Below are 24,480 nucleotides of genomic sequence, written 5' to 3' on the forward strand. Positions count from 1 at the left end.
GACACCTCTTTATACAAAAGGGGATAAAGAAGGAGTAAGCGAAACTCCAGTACCTTTTTTTGTTTTTTTGTCAAAATCATAATCTAAGTCTAATATTTCGATATATGGCAGTAATGGATATTCTTTACCGTTAGATGATCGATACGTCTTTAAAATCGGTGATGTATTACCTCTTGCTCGGGCTTTGGTAATGGACACCGTTTTTCGCTCAATTTCTTTCCGCAGTTTCATGCGTTCATAACGATCTTCACATTGAGCTAACTGGTCAAAGAGGTACTCATATTCATCAAATATTTTTCTCGGAATCGCAAGAACAGCCTGGATGTCACGGAGTATATTTTGTGCTTCTTTGTTCGTTAATTCATGGTCAGTAATCGAATCAATCGCCCTCATTGCATGATCAAATTCCTTTAAAAATTTTGTATTTTTTAATGATTCCCGCTTATAAAGATTAGCAACCAGCTCTACTTTTTCCTTTTCTTTTATCACCTTTTCATGAAATAACGAAAGCGCCTCAATACTTTTTAAAACAATTTCTTGATCATAAATATAGCCGATACCTGAAGCATCTTTAGTAAAAATAAAAATGTTTGGATTGTCGTGATCAAGCAAGCGTCTTCGATAACATCTGCCAAATCGTTGAAATAAGCTATCCAATGTTGCTACTTCTGTATAAAGCTCATCAAAATCGATATCAATAGATGCTTCAACAAGCTGAGTCGTCACCCAAATGCCTGATTGATTTCGATCTTTGTCAAATGCTTTAATGGCTTCTTCAAGAATGCTGCGATCTTCCTGAATAAACATGGAGTGCAGAAGCGATACTTGATCAGTAAGTTTACACAATTTCGAATAAACTTCCACAGCTTGCTTAACGGTATTTACAATAACTAATACTTTTTTCTTCTTCCCACTTTCAGCGATCCTTTCATAGTAATCGCTCATTGGTTGATCATATATGGCAATACGATGACGAATATCGTCATTCACAAAAGTTTGAAATACGTAATCTTCTTTTTTTATTACTCCACGACTTTCAAGTGCTTCTACATATAAAGTCGGGAGTGTCGCTGTCATAATTAGAAACCTTCCACCAATTTGTTTAATCATTTCTAAAGCTTTAATTAATACCGCTACAATTTTCGGTTCATAAGCCTGGATTTCATCGATGACAACTACCGAATAAGCCATGGTTGCATACAGCTTTTCATATCCTCTATATTTAAAAGGAAATTTTAAAATTTGATCAATCGTTGTAAAAAGCAATTTTGAAGCAAAATTTTTCGACTGATCATAGATGACCTCCCAATTTTCTTTTCCTGTTTCATCAAGATAGTTGCTGCTTGTCGAATGCAGAAGTCCGGCTTGCTCGAATCCCATTTGTTCAAATACCCTATCAAATAGTGCATTGATACTGACTCGAAGAGGCAATGTAAAAAATGCTTTTTGATTACCGATCCATAATAAAGCTGCCTCTGTTTTTCCCATTCCCGTCTGTGCTACAATAATTGCATTTTTTCCTTGTTGCTCCTTCGCAAATAATTGAACATCTCTTAATGAAGACCCTTTCCCTAGGATAAATTGTACTGCTCGTTCACCGATATTTTCTTCTATCCCTACTTCAATATCGATATGCCCAGAGGCCGCATGATCTATTCGATGAAGAAGACCTTTCACTAAGACATAAAATAAATATTCATCTATTTTTTCCTCATCGTAGACAATTCTTTTTTCCATTTCTCTAAAAACTCGATTGGACAATTTAATTTGATCCGGAACAGGAATTTCAAGATGGCTTCGAACTAGATCTTGTTTCTTCACTAAGTCCAGTTCAATTGCTTCTCGAAGTTCTTCAAAATTTAACTCATGGTCACGTTCATGATGATAAGCAATTGCTTGGATAAGCACCTTTCGTTCAAAACGAGTAAGTGAAAGCTTCTCCAAGGGAAGAAAAAATGGAGATAAATAATTGTGCGGCAAATATTTTTGTGCTTCAGTTTTTGCCTTATAAGGAATGCCGATCACATCTGAAATGCGTTGCTGAAAGGGTCCATACACCTTTCCAGCATCATGATAGTGAATGGCAATTTTTAAAAGCTCCCAAACTCTTTCATTCTGTATGTAAATGCCATATGCATTACGTAATTTTTCATATTGTCTCAATAATTCGTCTGTGTGCTCCTTCAAGGATTCAACGGGATTTGATTTTGCATAAATGATGCACAATGTTGATTCCCTCCCTTATATCTGTAAGAAAAGAGCTTTTGTCCATAGACAAAAGCTTAATTAAAGAAGACAGTATATCCTTCTTCATCAAAATGAATTGGTTCATAAAACAATTCACTGTAAATTTTTTCACCCTGTGCAACATATAATGTTGGGATTTTCACCCAATCACGAACTCCCTTTTTAATTGTATAAGTCCAATTTAGGCGATAAGGGATACCCGTTAGGTCATCCTCTGCAATGATCTTTTTCGGGATATACATCGAATGAGCTAAGTCACTTTCATCAACTGTTATCAGCTCAATAAATCTTATCTCATCCATACGCACGAGATCTTCATGGCGTCCAAGGCTGATATGACCGTCATAACTATAAAAAGCTTTATAAATTTTTTGCAAAATTTCGTCCTCTGCAGCGATATGTATTACTAACTGAACATTGTACAAAAGATGCATATAAAGCGGCATCGCTGTCATGGAAGTATAGGAATAATCAATTCCTGAAAGCCCGTCCAAAATTATAGGAAATTCTTTACTTTTTCTATCTTTTATAAAATAACTTTTTTTATAATCTACAACTCTTGTTTCATAATCACCTTGGATGCTCAAACGAAATGGAATCAGTTCATTGGCTTTTAACACTTCATGTATCATGCCCTTTACTGTTGAGTATGGAGGAAGCGGATATGTTTCTCCTACTTTCAAAGCAAACGGTTTTGTATAACAGGCAGTTTCTTGAAACATTTTTAGTCGTAGTACTTGCATCATTTATCACCAAAATATTCGTCGATTTCTTGTTCAAGAATTGTAAAAAACTGCTCAATTGTCACGATATTCCCGAGTGTTTCAATTTCACTTTCATTATCGAAAACTCCACGTACTAGCCCGATATTAGTACGATCTGCCACCTTTTCTCCAAGTATCGTTTGTTCAAGCACTGATGCAATTTTTCCTGTATTGAGTTCGTATTGATTTCCTTGTTTTAACGACACTCTCCCAAGGAAAAATGGATTAGCAACACTGTATACCCCTCCAATAATAAATAGAGGTGCAAGATTCTCTTGTCTTCCTTTAATTTCACGATTTAATATTTTAATGATTGTCAAAAGTTGTTTGATACGGGCAGCACGTTCTTCATTCGGCAGTTCAATCTTTCCGTCCACTCCGATACGAGCAAAATCTATGGTTACCGTATACGTATAAAGGCTTTGATGCTGCTCTAAATTTGCTAAATTCGCGTCTGTTCCAATTCGATTAGCGAGGCCCATATTTGTTAAAAATTCAAGATCGCTTCGAAAAGGTTCGAGTGAAATCGCATGACTAATGCGAACAGCTGCAGATCTTCTCTCTGCGCCTGATTTCGCCTTTGTTTTCATATATCCAAATAAATCCATTTCAACTGAATCTTTGATGGTGCATTCGTCTTTAAATTGAATAACTCCTTTCGATTTGTCTACAACATCTAAATTCCAGTTAAAAAGTTGATTACCAAGGCGGACGATGTCGTAGCGGAGACTTTGGCGAGAGGCAAATGTATGAACATCACCATTCCCGCGGTGGAATTTTTTTAATTCAGAAATATTGGCGATACCTTCCCCATAATTTAATGAATTCCCTTGAAATATTACTGTAAATGATAAAGCCTTTCTCATTATTCATTTCCTCCTTCAGGTTGTTTGTCATTAGGTTGGGATACCAAGCCTGCGATAAACGCATTAGCAACAGTCGCAAAATCAAGCTTTTCTTCGTGCAGCACTTGTAAAAAGAGAGAGGGCATTGGCAACTCCAAAGACATATACACGCGAATTAAAGAATCCATAAAAGTCTTTTTATTGTTCGCTTTTGTTGCATTTAACAATCGGTAAGCAATTCCCTGAACTTTCGGTTCTTGTCCTTTTTCCACGTATTTTTGCCGAACTTCACGTCCACAGTTGTATAAAAACCAGATACTTTTGCTTTCAGTTTTCGAATCGATCTTCACATCTCCATCTCCTTCCAAATATTTTTGGTATAAATGACGGACAACTACTGCCGTCTGAGCATCTAATGATGAATATTTTTTCTCGATGCATTGGCGGAGTACATTGAAAATCCTCCATTTTGCATCGCGCCTTGTTAAAAAGTCATATGCAAGCGCATTGCGCAAAGAATAATGCATCCTTTTCAATAGTTCGTGCTCATTCACGAAGAAACGACTTAATGAACGGGGTAAATCAAAATAATTCAATATCGTCTTTCTCGACCGATAATCGGATGAATAATCAATAAAAAGATAATTTCGATGATTCGCATTTCCCTTTTCCTTCAATTCTGTAACTAAATCAAAAATAATTTCGTTTAAAGGGTTCTCTTCTTCGCGCAATAATGCATAACGTTCATTTACTTCAAAAAGTTTATTCATACTCCCATCGATTTGCACAAAGCTTGATTGGTTTCCGTTTGGTGAAAGTGCCGCTCCGGCAGGCGCACAAAACAATATAAATTTGGCAAGATTGGAAATAGGAATTTTCATTTCATTGTCAAAATCCCAAAAATAATTCAAAGCATTTGAAGAACTAACCTGTAAGGGAACAAAATGACCTTCATTTAAATGTTCGAATGCATACCATTCATCAAAAAAACTGCATGATAAAAACTGTTCATTTTCGTTTTCCCGAATGTCAGCAAGAGATGTTTTCTTCCACGTTTTATGTAAATTTTTGATCGGTTTATAGGGACATTCTTTGAGCCAACTTAATAGTTGGTTTTCATCCTCTGCATTCATAAGCAGTTGTTTAAGCTTTAGTTCACACAAAATTGGAACGATGTAATCTTGATGTATGCGTTGAATTTGTTCCTCAATCGCCAACTTATTTAAACTAATATTGAGAAAACTATTCTGACCGAAATAAGGTTGAAGTATAGAAAGTTTAAAAAAGTTTACTGTTTGTTTTTCATTAATAAACGGTGTTTTCAGTAGGTCGAGATAACGGTTAACTTCCTTTTCTATTTGCTCAATGTCTTCGAACTGATCATATCCCTTAATTTGTTCAATCAACAAAGACATTTCGGTTCCTTCAGCTGTATCAGAACAGTAATTTTTTGCCTTATCCCATATTCTCTTTAACGATTCATCAAGCTTTTTTTTCGCTTCTTTAAATGTTTCTTCTTTCCGACACCGACTTAAAATTTTTTTTAGCCTTGTTTCATCCCGATCAGCAACACTGAATTTTTCAAGAAAATATGTAAAATAATCTTTAGCCATTGTGTTAAATATGCTGCTATCAAAACAAATACCGTCCTGCTTCATTTCTATATGATGTCCGGCTTTCCTAGCAATCCGTACAAATCCAACCAAACCTTGATTAATCATCCATTCACCCGTAGGCAAAAAAATTTCCAAGTTATATCACCTCCACCATGCCGAACGATTGATTCCTGCGAAACCCAATTCCAAGCTGGGAAAGCAAGCGTAAATCATCGATGTCTCCATTTAGACAAAAATTTCCTTTATATGCAGTGAAGTAAAGATACCCGTGGTCAAATTCTCTGATTTTTTCTTTAACTACAGTTTTCTTTAGTTGATTTTCTAAGACTTGCAATGGCTGTTTAAGTCCGTGCCCACGAAAATTTTTCAATAGGAGATTAGCAATATAATTCAGCTCACGCTCGAATGCAGGATCATCTGGCGCGATTGATCTGTTATGAGCATCACGAATATAAATGGGAGAAAGTGTTTTAAAATAAACAGGGATTTGATCTATTTGTTTTTCTTCTAAAAGTGTAATTTTTCCCCGATGAAGTGTATACGTTTGATAAGTAAACTCTTGTATCTGCTGCAACCCATTATAAAGGTGAAGAAAAAATTCATAGTCAGGCGTACTGATCAAGAATGATATCTTGCCTTCGATATGGAATTCATCATCGATAAGTTTATACTTTGGTAAAAATAATGCAGTGCTAAAATGTTTGCTGTTCTTACTAGGTTTTCCGTTAAAAAAATACAAAGATTCATACAATGTCGGAGCTGACCGTTTTATGCTCTCCTTGATCAGACTGACAAACATCATACGATAGGCAACGGGAAGCCTTTCAACCTCAAATTGGCATCGAAGTCTCATTTCTTTTCCCTCCAAGCTTTTCTATCATCATCCTATCATCTATTCCGGAACTTAATATGTCAGTTTAAAAAATTTTTTGACATTTTTTCTACTTCTTCCTCGACGCTTTGGCGAAGTTCACTCGGACCGAGCACCTGAACTGAAGATCCCATGCTTAATACAAAACTAGTTAATTCCGGCAACCCGGACATCGTCGCCCGAAAAATGATGGATCCATCTTGTTGTTGCTCTATTTCTTGATCCTCTGAATAGATCTTTTCACTTAAAATCTTGGAAAATGGTGGTTTTACATGCAATTCAACAAAATAGGTATCAGCATAAATACTCGTTTTACCAATATAGTCTTCGAGCCGAAATGATTCATCACGCTGAAACCTTTCTTCATATATTTGATAATCTTGAATTCTAGTTAATTTAAAATCACGATAATCATTTCTCAGCTCACAATAAGCAATGCAATACCAAAATTCTTTATACGGAATCAGTTTGTAAGGATGAATGATGCGTTCAGTGCGGTCTGAATTTAAAGCCTCATAAACAATCTTCACTTTTCTGCGAGCCGCGATTGCAAAATTTAATTGTTCATACTTATCTTTTTCATGATTCCAATCGACATTTGCTTTTTCCTCTAAAATAATTGGCTGCCATTCAGACGAAGACTGAATCTGCTGTTTGGAAATACTTTGAATCTTCATGACGGCACTTTCAAAATCATCGAATTGCAAAAAGGTAGGATGATTTTTTAAATATTCACTTGCCTTTACTAATGCTTCTAATTCTTTTGGTGAAAGCGACAAGTATTCAAAAATATTGCTTTTCGGCAGAACATAACCTCCATATCTTCCTCTAGCTGTCTGAATATGGAATCCAGCCATTTCTAATTGATCTCGATAAACTCGAATAACCCTTTCACTTAATTCAAGTTCTTCTGCTAATTCTTTAATTTGCATTCGTCCTCGTGATTTCAATAAAAGGAGCATTCGAAAAGCATTGACAATTTTCGACATAATGATACCTCCAAAATACCTAACAACATTTACGTGTAATATTTTACCATAGTAAATTAATCCTATAGACAATCTGTATGGAAAATTTATAAAACTTTTGAAATTAGGTCTATTAGAACAGAGTGTGATCGCTTCAACCACAGAAGATGCTCTTGCCATCGGCTTTTCATAGTAATCTTTAGCACACGTTAAGTGAACAAAGGCAAGGACATTTCATAAAAAACCGTCGAGCAGAAATTGAGGAAGATATTTTTGAAGGAAAACTTAAAGAAGATAGGATCATTTTGAAAATATAGGTGAATTGGCTTTATCCACAACTAAATGCAAGACAACTTGATTACGTGTCAAAATTTTATCCTCATTCCTGCTCTTTTTTTGCGCAAAAAGCAAGGCTCTTTGCAGAAGGATCAGTGCTCGCAAACGGCGTCATTGTTTTTTGCTAATAAAATCCTAAAGGGTCAAAGTCACAATGAATCCATCTTTATCTCCTTTTTCACTGATTTCCTAAGTCAGCTAAATCAATTGCTGGGATATACAGTCGAAAATAATGAAGAAAACGTTGATAGTTGATCTCGTTAACAGCAAAACAACTGCAGACATCGGAGGATTCATTTTTTCCACATGAAAAGCATTGTTTATTTGATTTCTTCTCTTGCTATGTTCATGAACGAACACAGAGGACAGTGTGTGAAAGCGGGACGAATAACGTAATGCAAATTTCCATAAAATAACGGTGATTCGCTCTGTTATTCTTTTCAGCCGAACCATTTCTAAATTTGCAGCATGGCTTTTTAAAAAAATGAAGCAAAAGTGTTGACTAATTTATAGTAATCTTATAGGATTTAATTGACTAATGAGTCAGTCAGGGGGGGTATAGTGCAGGCAGAAGCTCGAAGACAGGAAAGAAAACAGCAATTATTGCAAATTGCATTAGAATTATTTGCGACAGTTGGCTATGAAAAAACGAAAGTCTCAGATATCGTCGCAAAAGGCAATGTGTCCCAAGGGACATTTTATTGGTATTTTAAAAGCAAAGAAGCGATCGCGCTTGAGATGCTGGAAATAGGTCGTGCCCAACTTTTAGATGCAATCAAACTAGGGTACCGCACAAAAAAAGTGGACTTGCAAGATTCCGTTGCTTCCACGACACAAATGTTTGAACGTATTTTTCATTTCGCTGAAAACAATAAGTATTTCATGAACATATTGCTAAAAGGCATTCATTCTCAGCCAAAGATACAAGAAAAAGTGGAAGAGATTAAAGCAGACATGGAAACAGCTTTTGCGGAAAATATTGCACAGGCCAAAGAACTGAAAATGATCTCGCGTGAAGTAGATCCAAAATTACTGGCAGTATTCATCATGAGCCTCCTGGAAGGAGTTTTAGCCAGATGGCTATTTCAATCGCCATCATCAAAAGATGCATTACAGCAAAAAACACTTCAACAGCTCATTGAAGAAACTGTACACTTTGAATTTTTTGGAATCTTTGGTGTCTAATGAAGGAGGATAAACATGAAAAAAATAAGATGGTTCATTTCACTCATTGCAATAGCAGCTCTAATACTTTCAGCATGCGGCAATAACAATGATCAAAAAGAAAAACAAACTCAAGATCAAGAGAAAAACGCATTACAGGAAATCAAAGATAAAGGCGAAATCACTGTCGGCATTATGGGTACTTATGCACCTTATAATTTTATGAATGAAAACAAAGAATACGACGGCTTTGACGTTGACATTGCGAAAGAATTGGCAAAACGTCTAGGAGTTAAAGCAAATTTTGTTGCACAAGAATTTTCTGGTTTAATTCCTGGGCTTCAAAAAGGTAAATTTGATATTTTAGTAAGCCAAGTGACAATCACAGATGAACGGAAAAAACAAATCGATTTTACAGAACCATATATTACAAATAAAGTCAAAGTGATCGTTCGGGAAGACAATAATGACATCAAATCTGTTAATGATTTTAAAGGAAAAACAATCGGAGTTGGACTTGGTACGAATGATGAAGCATATTTGCGAAATGAATTATTGCCAAAAGTGGGCGATTTTAAAATCAACACATATGATGACGTGATTACAACATTAAAAGACTTGGATGCTGGCAGAATTGATGCAACGATCAACAATGTCTATGCATTAAAACCAGTCATTGAAGAAAACGGCTATAAAATTAAAGCCGTCGGCGATCCAATTAAGGAGGACCAAGCTGGCGTTGCTGTGAAAAAAGGCAATAAAGAATTGGTGGATGCTTTAAATAAAGCATTGAAAGAAATGAAAGAAGACGGAACATATAAAGAAATTTATGTAAAATGGTTTGACGAAGAGCCGACCGAAGAATGATGAAAGTAGGTTGCCAAAATGGACTTAGTCATTGAAAACTTGCCATTTTTGTTAAAAGGGGCATATTATACATTACTCATTACTGTAGTTTCCATGTTCTTCGGTTTAATCATTGGTTTAATCATTGCGATTGCCCGGCTTAAGGGCAATCGCATTCTGCGTGGTATAGCAAGAGCCTATGTGTCCATTATTCGGGGGACACCGGCATTGGTGCAAATCGTCATCGTTTATTATGGCTTAGTTGATTATGGGATTGAATTAGGCCCATTAACTGCTGCGTATATTGCACTAAGTATTAACATCGGCGCTTATGTTTCAGAAGCGTTTCGCGGTGCGATTCAATCCATACCAAAAGGGCAAACAGAAGCAGCGCTCGCAACTGGTATGACGGAACGCCAGGCGATGCGCCGAATTATCATCCCTCAAGCGATTCGCTACGCTATCCCCCCACTTGGCAATACATTTGTCGGAATGTTAAAAGAAACATCGCTCGTATCCGTTATTGCGGTCACAGAATTAATGCGCTCTGCTCAATTATTAGTGGCGCAATATTATGTTTACATGCCGTTTTATGCAGCCATTGCAGCGATGTATTGGATTATGAGTACATTCTTTACATTTTTATTAAATAAAATCGAAAAACGGCTGTCTGTTTATTAAGGTGGTGACAGCATGATAGAGATTAAAAATTTACAGAAAAATTTTGGACAGCATGAAATATTAAAAAATATTTCATTATCCATTCCAGCCCATCAAGTAGTGGCAGTCATTGGTCCAAGCGGTTCAGGAAAAAGTACGTTTTTAAGATGCATCAACGGACTTGAAACAATTACAGGCGGCACCATTACAGTCGACGGTCACGTGATTGATGCAAATGCTTCAAAAAAAGCACAACAAAAAGAAATTTATGCCATTCGTCGAAAAACAGGGATGGTGTTTCAACAATTTAATTTATACCCGCATAAAACGGCCGTCCAAAATGTAATGGAAGCTTTATTAGTAGTGAAAAAAATGCCGAAGGAAAAAGCATACAGCATCGCAGCCAATTTGTTAGAAAAAGTCGGGCTTGCAGCAAAAGAAGATGCTTATCCGTCTCAGCTGTCAGGCGGGCAGCAACAGCGTGTAGCGATCGCAAGAGCTCTTGCGATGGAACCGAAGTTGATGCTATTCGATGAACCGACTTCTGCACTTGATCCGGAGCTTGTAGGAGAAGTATTAAAAGTAATGAAAGAATTAGCAGAAGACGGCATGACGATGATTATTGTAACGCATGAGATGAAATTTGCCCGGAGTGCCGCTGACCGCATTTTGTTTATGGCAGACGGCGTTATCGTAGAAGATGCGAAGCCAGCAGCATTTTTTGAACATCCGCAAACAGCGCGGGCACAAAAATTTTTGCAACAAGTTACAGAGTTTTAAAAGAGAGGAATTGAACAATATGCAAATTAAAGCAACATGGCAGGGCGGCCGTGCTTTTGAAGCAGTCGGTCCATCCGGATACAAAATGGCAATGGATGCCACGGAAAACTACGGTGGAGAAGGAAGTGCCGCAACCCCAACAGAAATGCTTCTAGCGGCTCTTGCCGGCTGCATTGGAATTGATGTAACGATGATTTTAAGACATGAATTAGATCATATTGAGGCAATTGATATTACAGTCGACGGCACGCGTCGCGAAGAATTGCCCTCTTCTTTCACCGCTTATACCATCACATTTACAGTAAATGGGGATATAACGCCGAAAAAAGTTTGGCGCGCCATCCAATTAGGCAAACAAAAATATTGTGCGGTTTCTGCATCTTTAAAGGGTGACGTTACGTTCAAACTAATATTGAACGGCAAAGAAATTCCTGCTGAAAAAGAGTGAAAAAACGAAGTAAAGTTTTGATTGCAAAGGATATTGAAAAATCTTTTGCAATCATTTTTTATACAAATTTTGTTTTAGCAGCTGCCTTTAACTACCTATTTTCTTGTTTCTAACAGCTGTTCCGCTGTCCAAGCCGGAGTGTTTGCGGTTTTAACTAACTATTTTCTTGATTGGGGCTGTCTAATAAGTCGTTTTTTCGGCTTATTGACGGCCCCCCTTTTATGAAATATCGATGTTAATGATTTTTGGTTTTCAATAGGGATTTGACTTTCTGGACAGCCCCGTGCCACATTTTTTGTTTTTGCTGAAAAAAATAAACGACCTTTTCCCGCAATTCATTTGGAAAAGGCCGCAATTCGGATATCTATTCTTTTTCCAATCAATTTTTGTAACCTTCTTCACAAAAATCGTTCTGCCATTTTTTATTTATAAATTTTCGACAGCACGCTCATCTTCTTTTACATAGGAATATGCTAGCTCATGGAAGGACACTTGATTTCCAATAACATAGTCATGTTGTTTTCGATTTTCATGCGCTTTTTGGAACACATCGCTGTGGAACCAACCTTCGAAGCTTTCTTTGTTCTCCCATGTTGTGTATACACGAACTTCGTCATAATCTTTTAATCCGTCTGTTACTAAGAGATCTAAACGAATGAACCCAGGAAATTTCTCAATTCCCTTTCTAATTTTAAAACGCTCCACTAACTTTCCGGAATATCCTTTTTTCACGCGAATGGAATTGGTAACGATGTACATTCTTTTTTCCCCTTTCTTTTGAATCGTTTTGGAATAAACATTGGTTTTCCATCCATATCATGGATGGAGACAGAAATACCAAATACCTCTTCAAACATTTTTTCCGAAAATACTTCCTCTGGACTGCCTTGTTGATAAATCGTCCCGTCTTTCATCACGATTAAGCGGTCACTATACTGTGCGGCTTGATTCAGATCGTGAAGAATCATGATGACCGTCCTGTTATACTGTTGATTGATCGTTTGGACAACCTCCAAAATTTCCAATTGATGTACAATATCTAAAAACGTGGTCGGTTCATCCAATAATAAATATTCAGTACTCTGGGCAAGAACCATCGCAATCCACGCTCTTTGCCTCTCGCCTCCTGATAAGGAAGACAAGTGTTGATGTTCATATTGTTTCACATTGGCAAGATCTAACGCCCAATCAACGATTTCTTTATCTTCTTGACTGAATGGGGCAAATTTGCGTTTATAAGGGTTCCTGCCGAACTCTACTAATTCACGTACGGTAAAATCGAGCGTAACATCATGTGTTTGCGGCAGCATAGTTAATTGTTTTGCGATATCTTTTCGATTCGCAGAAACGATATTTTTTCCATTGAGAATGATCTCGCCATTTTGGGGCTGTAATAAGGCAGCGATGAGCCGCAGCAAGGTGGATTTTCCTGATCCATTAGGCCCGATAATACTAATCACTTCACCCTTTGGCAATTCCAGATTCATTTCGTTGATGCCGAATCGTTTGGAATGGTGGTAAGTCAGATCTTTAACGGTGAGCATGCTTCACTCCCCCTTTAAAGACCAAATATAGGAAAAACGGACCGCCTAGAAAAGACAGCAGGATCCCTACCGGCAGTTCAATAGGATCAAACCAGCTTCTTGCCGCAGCATCTGCGAACACAACGAGTATGCCGCCGCCTACACAGGATAATGGCAGCAAATAACGATAATCGTTTCCGATGAGCAATCGAATGATATGCGGAACGATAAGACCTACAAATCCTACCAGTCCGGCAACACTGACGGCTATTCCAGCTAAAAGAGCACTGACAAAAATTAAGAAAAATCTGCTTCTTTCCACTTGATGGCCTAATAAAGTGGCTACCTCATCCCCCAGCATCAGCATGCGGATATGTTTGATAGAAAAAAATGCTAATGCCAGTGCAAAAATGGCATAATAAACAATCATCTCTACATGCACCCAGCTTACGCCGCTAATCCCGCCATTTAGCCACGGCAGAACCGCTTGAACTTTGTCGCTATGTAAAATCATAATACATGACATGATCGCACCTAAAAAGGCGTTGATTGAAATCCCGACCAGCATAATTCGAACAATGGAAGTTCCATCTTGCCAAGCTAGCAAATAAATGAGCATAGCCGTAAGAAAAGCGCCAAGAAAGGCTGCTAAAGGCAAAATGTGCAGTTGATCGGGATATAGCACCATGATCACCGTCGCTGCCAGTCCTGCCCCAGACGTCACGCCAATAATACCGGGATCCGCAAGCGGGTTTTTCATTACACCTTGTAAAATCGCACCCGAAACCGCTAAACACATGCCGACAAGCAGCCCAACGAGAATCCTTGGGAGCCGCAAATCCCAAACAACACGGTACACTAACGATTCCTTATCGCCCATATCCGCAAAAATTTCCTTAAATGAAATAGAGATACTGCCTGCTGTCAGGCTATAGAATACGCTTAGAAACAATAAGATGATCAGAATGATGATAAGCCATATTCGTTTCTTTCGATTCATCATGAATCCTTTCCTATATCTTTCAAGCTTTGACGCATATATTCCACTGCTTCTGTGATCTTTGTCCCCGGATTAGTGCCAAACAAATTCGATGGCAGCACCACAATGTTTCCTTTTTTTACTGCATCTAAGTTTTTCCAAGCTGCATTTTTTTCCATTTCTTGTTTAAATGCTTTTTCTACCCCGCTAGGATCACCGTGTGTGATTAAGTAAATGATATCTGGATCAGCTTCCACCACACGTTCTACCGCTAATTGAGCGTATTGCGGATATTCTTTTAACTTTGGAAAGTTCGATGCTACATTGATTCCACCCGATTTTTCTAAAATATCTCCTGCCAATGACGTTGGGAGAGCTGCTAAAAATGATCCAGGTGCTCCATAAACAAGCAATGCTTGAGCTTCGGAAGCTTCCGTTTGCTTCTCAACGACTTGCTCGATTTGTTTAATCAACTCTTGAGCTTTCGATTCTTTACCGAGAAGAGTTCCATATGTTTCGATGTTTTTCTTTATATCTTCAATGGAATTCGCTTCCGTCATGATAGTTTGTATTCCTTGATTCTCCAATGCGGGGATGTTTTTATCAAAACCAACATTGGCAATTAACACATCTGGCTTCAAACTTACGATCTTCTCTATATTCGGCTGGTGTGTATTTCCGATTTCTTCTACTTTTACTAATTCTTCCGGTATCTCTACCTTCGTACTAGGCCTGCCGACAATTTCCCCTCCTAATTGATGAATGATATCCATATCACCGATCGTTAATGAAGCAAATTTTTTCGGATGAGTGTCAAAAGCAACTTCACGACCTGATGCATCGGTCACTTTCACTTTGCTTTCTGTTACTTTTGTCCCTCCTGTTGATTCAGTTCCTTTTACCCCGCATCCGGTAAATAAGAGCAATAAGAAAAACGTGAGGGTGATTTGGAAAAGTTTTGTTTTCAAAAGTATCCCTCCTTTATCATTTTAATTAAAAATGATTATCATTGTCAATTGTTATTTTCAAAATTTTCAACCATTTACTTGTTCTTCTTTAATTTTGCATGTATGACAAGTCTCCCTTCTCCTCCAGGAAACGTGTAATCACAAGTAGATAAAGTTAAAATTTGATCATTCGGTTCGATATCAATATCGGTCTTATAAATGGAACGATTTTTTAACTGATTGACAAATGATAAAAATTCGTCATCAGAGGAAAATTCAGTATCGATATAATAAAAATCTGTAGTCGTTTTATATACTGAAAAGATTTCAGCATCGTAGCTTTCATATAACGTATCAAAATAAATGGTGCGGTGATGCTGGAAAAACGATTCATCCAGATATTTATCTAATTGTCCAAACATCGTGTCATCTTTCATACGATGTCCGTAAAGGATAACATTTTGATTTAGGCCTTTCACATCATTTCGATAATCCATAAAAATGCTTCCAGCCCTCGATTTCTCTTTTTTATAATTTCTTGTTAAATAAAACTCATTGTTTTCCGCTTGAAGAATCGGATACGAAATGTATGTGTCGGGAATTTCAATCCAACCAACAATATCTTGGTTAATGCGCTGCAATTCAATAAAAGACGAACGAATTCTTTCAAAGTCCTTGCCTTCGTGAGAAGTTCTCTCGGTACGATTTTCTTGATAAACCTCTTGTATTTCAGCTAAAACTTGCCGGTTTGTATAGTAATCGTAAAGGATACTTATAATTTGATACGCTGAAAAAAACAAAATCCCAATGCAAACAATGCTAACGAGTTTCCCAATGATCTTTCTCAATCCCCGATCATTCATGTCGCATTGTCATTCCTTCTAGCAACTCCCATTGGCACAACATAAAATCCGCTTTGATCATTATGATTGACTATGGCTCTTACCCCATAAATGCTTTCAATCATTCCTTCCGTGATCACTTCTTTTGGAGAACCTTCCGTCACAATTTCGCCGTTTTTCATCACAATAATCCAATCACTATAACGAATGGCTTGATTCATATCATGCAGCACCATCACAATCGTAATGTTATACTCCCTGTTTAACTTCTTGATGAGCTCTAAAATTTCGAATTGATAATAAACATCCAAATATGTTGTCGGTTCATCCAAAAACAAAATAGGGGTTTTTTGCGCCAATGCCATCGCTATCCAAACTCGCTGTCTTTCTCCCCCAGACAGCTGTTCTACTTTTTCTTTTCGTTTTGATTGTAAATTGGTAATGGAAAGCGCCCAATCAATCACTTCTTCATCCTCTTCTGAGTTATGATGATGAAAAAATCTTTTATACGGCATGCGGCCGTAGCTCACCAGGTTTTCGACATTGATATCAAAAGGAATTTCATTTTTTTGATGAACAACCGATAGTTTCTTCGCCAATTCCTTCGGCTTATATTGTTGAATCAATTTTCCGTCCAAAATAATCTGGCCTTTTTGCGGTGCATTGTGGCTAGACATAACTTCTAATAATGTGGACTTTCCGCATCCATTCGGACCGATAATCGTCGTAATTTTACCAGGTTCAACAGCAAGGTTAATTGATTTTAACTGATCCTCTTTTTGATTATATGAAAATGAAACATTTTTAACCTCCATAGATGCGATCACTCCTTCTAATCAATATAATCAAAAAGGGACCGCCGATTAATGACATAATAATGGATGCAGGAAGTTCCGTCGGCGCTAAAAACACCCGTCCGATTGTGTCGGCCGTTAAAATAAGCAAAGCTCCTGATAAAATGGAGAATGGTGTTAATATTTTATAATCTGAACCGACTAATAGCCGTCCAATATGGGGAATTAGCAAACCGACAAATGCAATGACCCCAACAGTTGCGGTTGTGACGCTTGCCAAATAAACTGCAATCGCAGATATAATAACCCGAGCTCTTGTCACGTGAAGCCCCAGATTTCGCGCCGTTTTATCTTGTAAAGCCAGCATGTTGCACCAAGAATAAACGAGCAAGGACAATATTAAACCGATGGAACCATATATAACAATTGTTTGAACATCGTCCCACGTTTGTTGAGATAATGTTGATGCAGTAGCTTTCGCAGAACTGGTTGTCGTATAACCTCTGTAGTTAAAGGATTCATATAATGCAGTAAACACCGCATTGACTGCCACCCCAACTAAAATTAATCGAAGGGGGCTGAGCCCTGATTTCCATGAAAAGGAATAGACAAGAAAACAGGCAAGTATCCCTCCAAGAAAAGCAAACAGCGGCATCCAAAAAAACAACGTAGGAAAGAAGCTGATCATAGTTAATGCAACAAAATTGGCTCCTGAAGAAATCCCGATGATCCCAGCTTCCGCCAAAGGATTTCTCATGACTGCCTGCAATAATAATCCCGATACCGCCAAATTTGCTCCAGCAAAAAGGGACACAATGATCCGCGGAAATCTCATATCTTTTATGACTTCTACATCTTCATTTCCACCAAACAAAAGGCCTCTGATCAACTCAGCAACGCCAATTTCCAAACTTCCGTTCACAATAGAGAAAAAAGTGACAACAACCAGCATTGTGGTCACCACTGCAAAAGTTAGCCACGTTTTCTTCATGGATCAGCACCCTTTTCTTTTTTGTCCGCTTATTCATGAAACTCAGGATACAAATATTTCACCAATTCATCTAAAGCTTCATCCGCTCGAATGGTTGCGGTAGTCGGGAACAATTCTTCTTCCAGATCATACACCCTGCCATTTTTGACAGCATCAAAATGCTTCCATATATCGTTCTTCTTAAATTCTTCATCGAACATTTTGACTACTTCCTCCGGCATGCCGTGAGCAAGCCTTAATATGACATCGGGATTGGATTCATATAAATATTCTGTGTTAGATTCTAAATACTCCACTTTCTCTCCTTGAATCACGTTGTTTCCACCCGCCAATTTCACTAGATCGCCAATATAGGAATGCTCTGTTGCCACTAAGTAACTTCCGGGAACTCCGAGTAAGATTAAAACATTTGGTTTTTCCAAGTTACGAGTTTTTTTCTGGATTTCTTTTACTTTTTTTTCGAATCTATCAACGATCTTCTTCGCTTGTTTTTGTCGTTCATATTTTTCTCCGAGTGCAAGAATTTCCTTTTCCATTGATTGAAGACTGGTTAAATCCAAAAAATCTACTTGAACGTTATGTTTTTCAAACACTGGCTCTAAATCATATTGAATAGTTGAAACAGAGTATACATCAGTAGGTTTTAAAGACATCAAAACTTCCATATCAGGATTTTTAGCATACCCCACTCTTTTCGCATTCTTATACCGCTCCGGCAGTTTTTTGCTGCTTGTGGGGACGCCAACTAAATCAATATCTAACGCATCAAAAATTTCCGTAACGGCAACAGATAATGAGACAACTCGATGATCCTGTTTTTTCGGCTTTTTTTGTTCCGTTGATTCAGCAGCAGATGAAGAACAACCGGCGACGACAACCAGCAGCATTATCAAAAGGATCAGCCATCCCATTCTTCTTTGTTTACACACTTAAACAAAGCCTCCCCGCTTTCGACCGACCTAAAAAGTCGTTGTCATATTTTTTAAATAAGAAAATGTTGTCTTGATGCGCATGTCCGCATCAAGACAACAGTCAGGTTATTTTTTCAAATGAATAAGGAGCCTTGAGCGATTCTTCCAAACTATGATGGCAAGAGATCCTAGCAGCAATGCCAAATACAAACCAATTTGGGAAAGATCAGCCGTTTTGGCATTCACGGTTGAATTATTTGAGTTATTGGAAGCGTCATCGTCTGTCGACTGTTGATCTGCATCTCGGTTAAAGGTTAGTGAATCGTCATCGCTATTGCTATTTTGTTGATTTTGATCTTGATTTTGGTTTTGATCTTGATCGGTGGAATTCGTATTCTTCGTTGGAACGCCTGTTCCATCATATGGTTTTACACTATCTGGATCAAAAGCAATTTGGATATCATACGTATTGTGATATTGAAGATCTGGAATATCCACCTTGATCTTAGCATTCACTTTTTTAGATAAATCTTCGATCGGGAAACCTACTACTCTTGTATCTTCTTTTTCATTTTTGCTTCGCACTTCCACATCTTGATATTGGCCGTTTCTTTCCACTTGTAATTTCGTGATCCATGAGCTTTTTAGCAATGTGAACGCAACATCTAATTGTCCATTTTTTACAGTTAATAGTGCCGGGCTGACAACATAATCATTGACCATTGACGGTTCTTCTGTACCATTTTTTAATACAGTAAATTCCACGGTATATAAACCGTCAGCCAACTCATTTCTTGTTTGGCCGCCATTGTTATTTCCAGAATTTTGATTGTTATTGTTCGATGGATTGTCTCCAGGCTTATTTGTACCCGGATCTTTCCCAGGATCTTCTGGTTTTTGTCCATCCTCATCCGGCTGATCCTTCTTCACTGGTTTGATGCTGTCTACATCAAACTGGATTTGAACCGTATAAGATCCATCATAACCATATTGCGGTATAACAACTCTTGTTTGAACATTCAGTTTTTTCGTTAAATCGTCCACTTCAAACTTGACGACTCTTGTGTCTTCTACGTCATTCGTCGATACAACCTCCGCATCGACATATTGACCGTTTCGCTCTACTTGAAAGGTTTTAATCCATCCGCTGTTTTTTAACGTCACGGAGACGTATTTTTTGCCATCCTTCACCGATAAGTGAGCCGGTTTCACAGTATAGCCATCCATCATCGAGATATCTTCTGTCTTGTCTTTCAAGACCTTAAAGTCAATCGTATATTCGCCGTCTTGAAGCTCTTCAGCAGGCTGTTCATCCTGATCGCCATCTTCTCCCGGCTGCGGATTTGGCTCATTATCTCCAGGTGCTGGATCATTTGGTTCCTCGCCATCTTCTTGTCCCGGATTTTCAGGCTCTTGGCCTCCTTCTTCCGGCTGTCCATCCTGCACTGGTGTAATGCTGTCTACGTCAAACTTGAATTGGACGGTATGCGTCATTTCATACATGTTCGGAACCGAAACAGTCAATTGAGCATTCAATTTTTTTGTTAAATCGTCTACTTCAAACTTGACGACTCTTGTATTTTTTTCTACATTCGTCGATACAACCTCTGCATCGACATATTCGCCATTTCGCTCTACTTTAAAGCTTTTAATTAATGAACTGCTTTTTAACGTCACTGAGACGTATTTTTTGCCGTTCTGCACTGTTAAACGGGCCGGCTTCTCTGTATAGTTATCCATTGATGAGATATCATCTGTCCCGTTTTTGAACACTGTCAAGTCAATCGTGTATTCTCCGTCTTGAACCTGTTCTCCAGGCTGTTCATCTTGATCGCCGTCTTCTCCAGGTGCTGGATCTTTCGGTTCCTCGCCATCTTCTTGACCCGGATTTTCAGGCTCTTGGCCGCCTTCATCCGGCTGTCCATCCTGCACTGGTGTAATGCTGTCTACATCAAACAAGAATTGAACAGTATGAACCGTATCATATACACCTGGTACGGCAACTCTTGTTTGAACATTCAGTTTTTTCGTCAAATCATCTACTTCAAACTTGACGACTCTCGTGTTTTCTGCTTCATTCGTCGATACAACCTCCGCATCGACATATTCACCGTTTCGTTCTACTTGAAATGTTTTAATCCATTCGCTGCTTTTTAACGTCACTGAGACGTATTTTTTGCCGTTCTGCACTGTTAAACCAGCTGGCTTCACAGTATAGCCGTCCATTGTTGAGGTATCTTCTGTTCCGTTTTTCAAGACCCTAAAGCCAATCGTATATTCGCCGTCTTGAAGCTGGTCCGCAGGCTGCTCATCTTGATTGCCATCTTCTCCCGGCTGCGGATTTGGCTCAGTATCTCCAGGAGTTGGATCTTTCGGCTCTTCCCCATCTTCTTGACCCGGATTTTCAGGCTCTTGCCCGCCCTCTTCCGGCTGCTCTGCCTGCACTGGTGTAATGCTGTTTACATCAAATTGGAATTGAACCGTATGAACTGTATCATATACACCTGGTACGGCGACTCTTGTTTGAACATTCAGTTTTTTCGTCAAATCATCCACTTCAAACTTGACGACTCTCGTGTTTTCTGCTTCATTCGTCGATACAACCTCCGCATCGACGTATTCACCATTTCGTTCTACTTGAAAGGTTTTAATCCATTCGCTGCTTTTTAATGTCACTGATACATATGTTTTGCCGTTCTGCACTGTTAAGCCGGCCGGCTTCACGGTATAGCCGTCCATTGTCGAGGTATCTTCTGTTCCGTTTTTCAAGACCCTAAAGCCAATCGTGTATTCTCCGTCTGCTAAAGCCGATTCAGCAAAAACAGGCTGTATTTTGACGGTCGGCAATAATAGCAGGAAAACCATAAAAATGGCAAAAAACTTTCTAATCCTTTTCTTCACAAGAAACCTCCCCTTCTACGAAACTTTAAATCTAGATTTGAATTTAAAAATTAGAAATGCTGCAGATAATAAAAATAAACCGACGAAAACATAAAGTGACGTGCTGTCACTAGTTTCCGGATTATTTTCTGTCTGCTTGTCTGTTTCATTTTGATTGTTTGTTTTATTTTGACTACTTTTTTCATTGCTTGTTTTTGTAGAAGCAGAGGTAGATGATTCGTTTGAACTATTAGAATCTGAGCTAACAGCTTTAATGCTATTTTGATCAAACTTTAGTCTTATTGTGTAATGGCTGTCATAAACACCCTCTCCAGGAAATTCGTCTTCTGGAATATAAACATGTATTTGAGAGGTTACAATGTCGGGAACTTGATCTACTTCAAATTGCGCAACTCTTTTATTTGCAGAAGTATCTGTGCTTATCACTTTTGTATCCACATTAGAAACTTTAAATTCTTTAATCCACGAACTATGATTTAATCTTACTTGAACGAAGTATTTGCCATTTTTCACAATTAGTTTTGCAGGCTTTTCCCAATAATCATTGGCCATGGATACCGAATCATTATCTGCTTTTAAAACTTTATAGTTGATGGTATATGTTCCATCAGCCAAGGAATTATTCGCCGATGCCGGCAATGAAGCATAAAAAACTACAAATAGTAAAAAGACGACTGAAAAAATTTTTTTCATTTTTTGATCCGTACCCTCCTTTAAAATTTAATTAATAGATTGTTATATTCCAGAATTAAATAGCTTTCCCCCTTTCGGCCACTTATCAATAATGATTCTCAATCTCAAGAGTCATTTTATTAATAACGATTCTCATTGTCAATAAATTTTTATGAATCTTCCAGTTTTCCATCATTATAGAAATTTTTCATTTAGTAGTTTTTTATTCAGTGGGATACTCCGTATTAGAAGACTTTAGTCGAATTTTTTACAGGAAAATAGAAAAATCTTGTTTAATTGAATTTCATCCATAAAAAAATAATTTGTATTTATCGGAATGATTGATTCGCTTTATGTCTGAAAAATTATTCGGACAGTGTATTATTCATGTGAATATAAGCTATCGATTAACAAAATGAATAGAAGAAAAAATGGAGATGCAACAAATTAGATCAGTTCCCTTTTTCCGGAAACGTGGTAGGGTAATAAAGCTGTTAAGGCCAAGGGGAAAATGAAATGGAAGACTTGGAGTATTTTTTAAAAAATGCTTTTTCATTGATTAAACTTTATTAAGAAAATTTAATGTTTGTACCAGCACTTTCTTCTTTATGTATCGATAACGCAATATGAACTCCATAAAAATATGTATGGAGAAGCTGTTATCTCCATAAAAATAAGTTTAGATTCTATAAAAAAGTAATATAAAGCAGATACAAAAACGGTAAAAATTAGACATAAACTTTTTTAAAAAAGTGTGCATACGAAATCGAGTGTAAAACGGAATTAATTATTTTTGAATAATTTTTTTAAATAATATCCGCCAGCTATTCTATATGAGTTTACAACTAGGCAATAAAGTATTGAAAATACATATGACATTCTTCAAACAATAATATTTTCGCTGCACCTACAATGAAACTTCAAAACAAGCTCATAATACTAGTAACTCTCATTTCTTTTTATCAATTTGTCCGATCTGTACAATCAACTGTTGACTTTCAAATTATTAAGATCTATTATTATAGAAAATTAAACCTAGCTAAATAGTATGATTTAAATTTAAAACGACTCAATTAGATGGTACAGATTTTTGAATGGATAAAAGGTGCAGACGACGAAGCGGCAGGTACAGATTTAGCATTACTCATCTACTAACAGGGTGTGGATCAAATACATCCTCTCGTTCATCATTTGACACTGCAAAAATAGTGATTCAAAAGCTTGCATATGACAGAGCCTATCCTTATGCAAATGAAATCATATATAATTTGTGACTGCATAGTCAGTTGGATTAATAAATGTTCAGGCATTTAGAATGCTCATTCCTCAAACGCCGGCTGCAGCACTTTCAAATTTTTGTACAGCCACTGTCAATTTTATTAAAGCACATCATTAAGTCATAGGGTGCCATTGCATGAAATAATATTAAGAGCCTAGCATGTCGCAATTTTTTGAATTTTATATTGATATGTAGTTTTGGAGAATATTTATAAAACTACCAGACTTAAGCTTGAAGGCAAGAGGTGGATAACATGCTGGAAATTAAAAATGTACATAAATCATTTGGGAAAAACAAAGTTTTAAACGGAGTTGATTTAAAAATAGATAAAGGGGATGTTGTCGTCATTCTTGGACCGAGCGGATCAGGAAAGACAACATTGCTAAGATGCATAAATTTTCTTGAAAAAGCAGATCAAGGTCAGGCAATTTTTGGGGATATTCAGGTTGATCTTCATAAAGCAACTAGAAAACAAATTCATGCAATAAGACAAAAGACTGCATTTGTATTTCAAAATTACAATTTGTTTAATAATAAAACAGCATTAGAAAATGTAACAGAGGGGCTTATTATTGGCAGGAAGATTCCAAAAGAAAAAGCGAATGAAATTGGAAAAAAAGCATTGGATAAAGTAGGACTGTCCCACAAATACAATGCTTACCCTAGTGAATTATCGGGCGGGCAGCAGCAAAGGGTTGGCATTGCAAGAGCGATTGCTTTAAATCCAGACATCATTTTATTTGATGAACCAACTTCAGCACTGGATCCGGAATTAGTTGGTGAAGTTTTAACAGTTATGAAGCAAATTGCCAAAGAAGGAACAACAATGTTGGTTGTAACTCATGAAATGTCTTTTGCGAAAGATGTTGCCAATCGGGTGATTTTTATGGATGGCGGAGTCATTGTAGAAGAAGGATCACCTAAAGAAATTTTCACACACCCAAAAGAAGAAAGAACAAAACAGTTCTTAAAGCGGGTAATACCCGAGGATTTTACTTACTATATTTAAAAAGTGAACAGCCTCTGTCCTTTCACATCACTGTAAATACAGGCCCAAACACAGAAACCTCCTAAAATTCCTAGCCCTAAACGATTC

Annotated in this window: 22 protein-coding genes; 6 read left to right on the forward strand and 16 right to left on the reverse strand. The window is 37.5% G+C overall.

The features are described from left to right. Positions 1-9: 9 nt before the first annotated feature. From cas3 to RI196_RS16415, 6 genes are read right to left on the reverse strand one after another with little or no spacing between them, the layout of a single operon-like run. A complete protein-coding gene (gene cas3, locus RI196_RS16390) occupies positions 10-2,226 on the reverse strand; it encodes a CRISPR-associated helicase Cas3' (protein WP_311066550.1) in 2,217 nt (738 codons plus the stop codon). Between the two features lie 56 nt (positions 2,227-2,282). Next, a complete protein-coding gene (gene cas5b / locus RI196_RS16395) occupies positions 2,283-2,990 on the reverse strand; it encodes a type I-B CRISPR-associated protein Cas5b (protein ID WP_063387727.1) in 708 nt (235 codons plus the stop codon). Then, entirely contained in the window at positions 2,990-3,877 is an 888-nt protein-coding gene (cas7i, locus tag RI196_RS16400; protein ID WP_311066552.1) for a type I-B CRISPR-associated protein Cas7/Cst2/DevR, read from the reverse strand. Before cas7i ends, cas5b begins: the two co-directional genes overlap by 1 nt. Next, on the reverse strand, positions 3,877-5,607 hold the full coding sequence (cas8a1, locus tag RI196_RS16405) for a type I-B CRISPR-associated protein Cas8b1/Cst1 (protein ID WP_311066553.1): 1,731 nt from the start codon (positions 5,605-5,607) through the stop codon (positions 3,877-3,879). Before cas8a1 ends, cas7i begins: the two co-directional genes overlap by 1 nt. Before the next feature lies 1 nt (position 5,608). Continuing rightward, the gene (gene cas6, locus RI196_RS16410) at positions 5,609-6,325 is read right to left on the reverse strand and encodes a CRISPR-associated endoribonuclease Cas6 (protein WP_063387724.1); all 717 of its coding nucleotides are present in this window, start codon (positions 6,323-6,325) and stop codon (positions 5,609-5,611) included. Between the two features lie 59 nt (positions 6,326-6,384). Then, entirely contained in the window at positions 6,385-7,332 is a 948-nt protein-coding gene (locus tag RI196_RS16415) for a helix-turn-helix transcriptional regulator (RefSeq protein WP_311066554.1), read from the reverse strand. Positions 7,333-8,208: 876 nt separating this feature from the next. On the opposite strand from RI196_RS16415, the gene RI196_RS16420 reads away from it, so the two are divergent. Genes RI196_RS16420 through RI196_RS16440 form a run of 5 tightly spaced genes read left to right on the forward strand, consistent with a single transcriptional unit; the run spans position 8,209 to position 11,545 of the window. Beyond that, complete coding sequence (locus tag RI196_RS16420) at positions 8,209-8,832, forward strand: TetR/AcrR family transcriptional regulator (protein WP_232515597.1); 624 nt, start codon at positions 8,209-8,211, stop codon at positions 8,830-8,832. 15 nt (positions 8,833-8,847) lie between these two features. Next, the gene (locus RI196_RS16425; RefSeq protein ID WP_063387722.1) at positions 8,848-9,678 is read left to right on the forward strand and encodes a substrate-binding periplasmic protein; all 831 of its coding nucleotides are present in this window, start codon (positions 8,848-8,850) and stop codon (positions 9,676-9,678) included. Positions 9,679-9,696: 18 nt separating this feature from the next. Then, positions 9,697-10,338, forward strand: coding sequence for an amino acid ABC transporter permease (locus RI196_RS16430; protein WP_130157528.1), 642 nt, complete (start codon positions 9,697-9,699; stop codon positions 10,336-10,338). A gap of 12 nt (positions 10,339-10,350) precedes the next feature. Next, positions 10,351-11,097, forward strand: a complete 747-nt coding sequence (locus RI196_RS16435) for an amino acid ABC transporter ATP-binding protein (RefSeq protein WP_066250100.1) — start codon at positions 10,351-10,353, stop codon at positions 11,095-11,097. A 19-nt stretch (positions 11,098-11,116) separates the two neighbouring features. Continuing rightward, complete coding sequence (locus RI196_RS16440; RefSeq protein ID WP_063387719.1) at positions 11,117-11,545, forward strand: OsmC family protein; 429 nt, start codon at positions 11,117-11,119, stop codon at positions 11,543-11,545. A gap of 426 nt (positions 11,546-11,971) precedes the next feature. Here RI196_RS16440 and RI196_RS16445 read toward each other — a convergent pair whose 3' ends face one another. From RI196_RS16445 to isdC, 10 genes are all read right to left on the reverse strand, one after another. After that, entirely contained in the window at positions 11,972-12,304 is a 333-nt protein-coding gene (locus RI196_RS16445; protein WP_063387718.1) for an antibiotic biosynthesis monooxygenase, read from the reverse strand. Next, complete coding sequence (locus tag RI196_RS16450; RefSeq protein ID WP_311066555.1) at positions 12,274-13,089, reverse strand: ABC transporter ATP-binding protein; 816 nt, start codon at positions 13,087-13,089, stop codon at positions 12,274-12,276. The genes RI196_RS16445 and RI196_RS16450 overlap by 31 nt, the downstream gene beginning before the upstream one ends. Continuing rightward, positions 13,076-14,071 (reverse strand): FecCD family ABC transporter permease, encoded by a 996-nt coding sequence (locus tag RI196_RS16455; protein ID WP_311066556.1) that lies wholly within the window; start codon positions 14,069-14,071, stop codon positions 13,076-13,078. The genes RI196_RS16450 and RI196_RS16455 overlap by 14 nt, the downstream gene beginning before the upstream one ends. Next, the gene (locus RI196_RS16460) at positions 14,068-15,015 is read right to left on the reverse strand and encodes an ABC transporter substrate-binding protein (RefSeq protein ID WP_311066557.1); all 948 of its coding nucleotides are present in this window, start codon (positions 15,013-15,015) and stop codon (positions 14,068-14,070) included. The genes RI196_RS16455 and RI196_RS16460 overlap by 4 nt, the downstream gene beginning before the upstream one ends. A 74-nt stretch (positions 15,016-15,089) precedes the next feature. After that, positions 15,090-15,857 carry a class B sortase gene (gene srtB, locus RI196_RS16465; protein ID WP_144598284.1) on the reverse strand — a complete coding sequence of 256 codons (768 nt, stop codon included), beginning with the start codon at positions 15,855-15,857 and terminating at the stop codon, positions 15,090-15,092. Continuing rightward, a complete protein-coding gene (locus RI196_RS16470) occupies positions 15,854-16,651 on the reverse strand; it encodes an ABC transporter ATP-binding protein (RefSeq protein WP_130157533.1) in 798 nt (265 codons plus the stop codon). Before RI196_RS16470 ends, srtB begins: the two co-directional genes overlap by 4 nt. Next, a complete protein-coding gene (locus RI196_RS16475; protein ID WP_063387712.1) occupies positions 16,641-17,621 on the reverse strand; it encodes a FecCD family ABC transporter permease in 981 nt (326 codons plus the stop codon). Before RI196_RS16475 ends, RI196_RS16470 begins: the two co-directional genes overlap by 11 nt. A gap of 29 nt (positions 17,622-17,650) precedes the next feature. Beyond that, positions 17,651-18,532 carry a heme ABC transporter substrate-binding protein IsdE gene (isdE, locus tag RI196_RS16480; protein ID WP_063387711.1) on the reverse strand — a complete coding sequence of 294 codons (882 nt, stop codon included), beginning with the start codon at positions 18,530-18,532 and terminating at the stop codon, positions 17,651-17,653. Positions 18,533-18,658: 126 nt separating this feature from the next. Next, positions 18,659-21,433, reverse strand: a complete 2,775-nt coding sequence (locus RI196_RS16485; RefSeq protein ID WP_311066558.1) for an NEAT domain-containing protein — start codon at positions 21,431-21,433, stop codon at positions 18,659-18,661. A 15-nt stretch (positions 21,434-21,448) separates the two neighbouring features. Further along, positions 21,449-22,126 (reverse strand): heme uptake protein IsdC, encoded by a 678-nt coding sequence (gene isdC, locus RI196_RS16490; protein WP_066250113.1) that lies wholly within the window; start codon positions 22,124-22,126, stop codon positions 21,449-21,451. Between the two features lie 1,511 nt (positions 22,127-23,637). On the opposite strand from isdC, the gene RI196_RS16495 reads away from it, so the two are divergent. Further along, positions 23,638-24,393, forward strand: a complete 756-nt coding sequence (locus RI196_RS16495) for an amino acid ABC transporter ATP-binding protein (RefSeq protein WP_063387708.1) — start codon at positions 23,638-23,640, stop codon at positions 24,391-24,393. Positions 24,394-24,480: the final 87 nt, after the last annotated feature.

Origin of the sequence: Aeribacillus composti, assembly GCF_031760945.1 — a bacterium.
Taxonomy (GTDB): Bacteria; Bacillota; Bacilli; order Bacillales; family Aeribacillaceae; genus Aeribacillus; species Aeribacillus composti.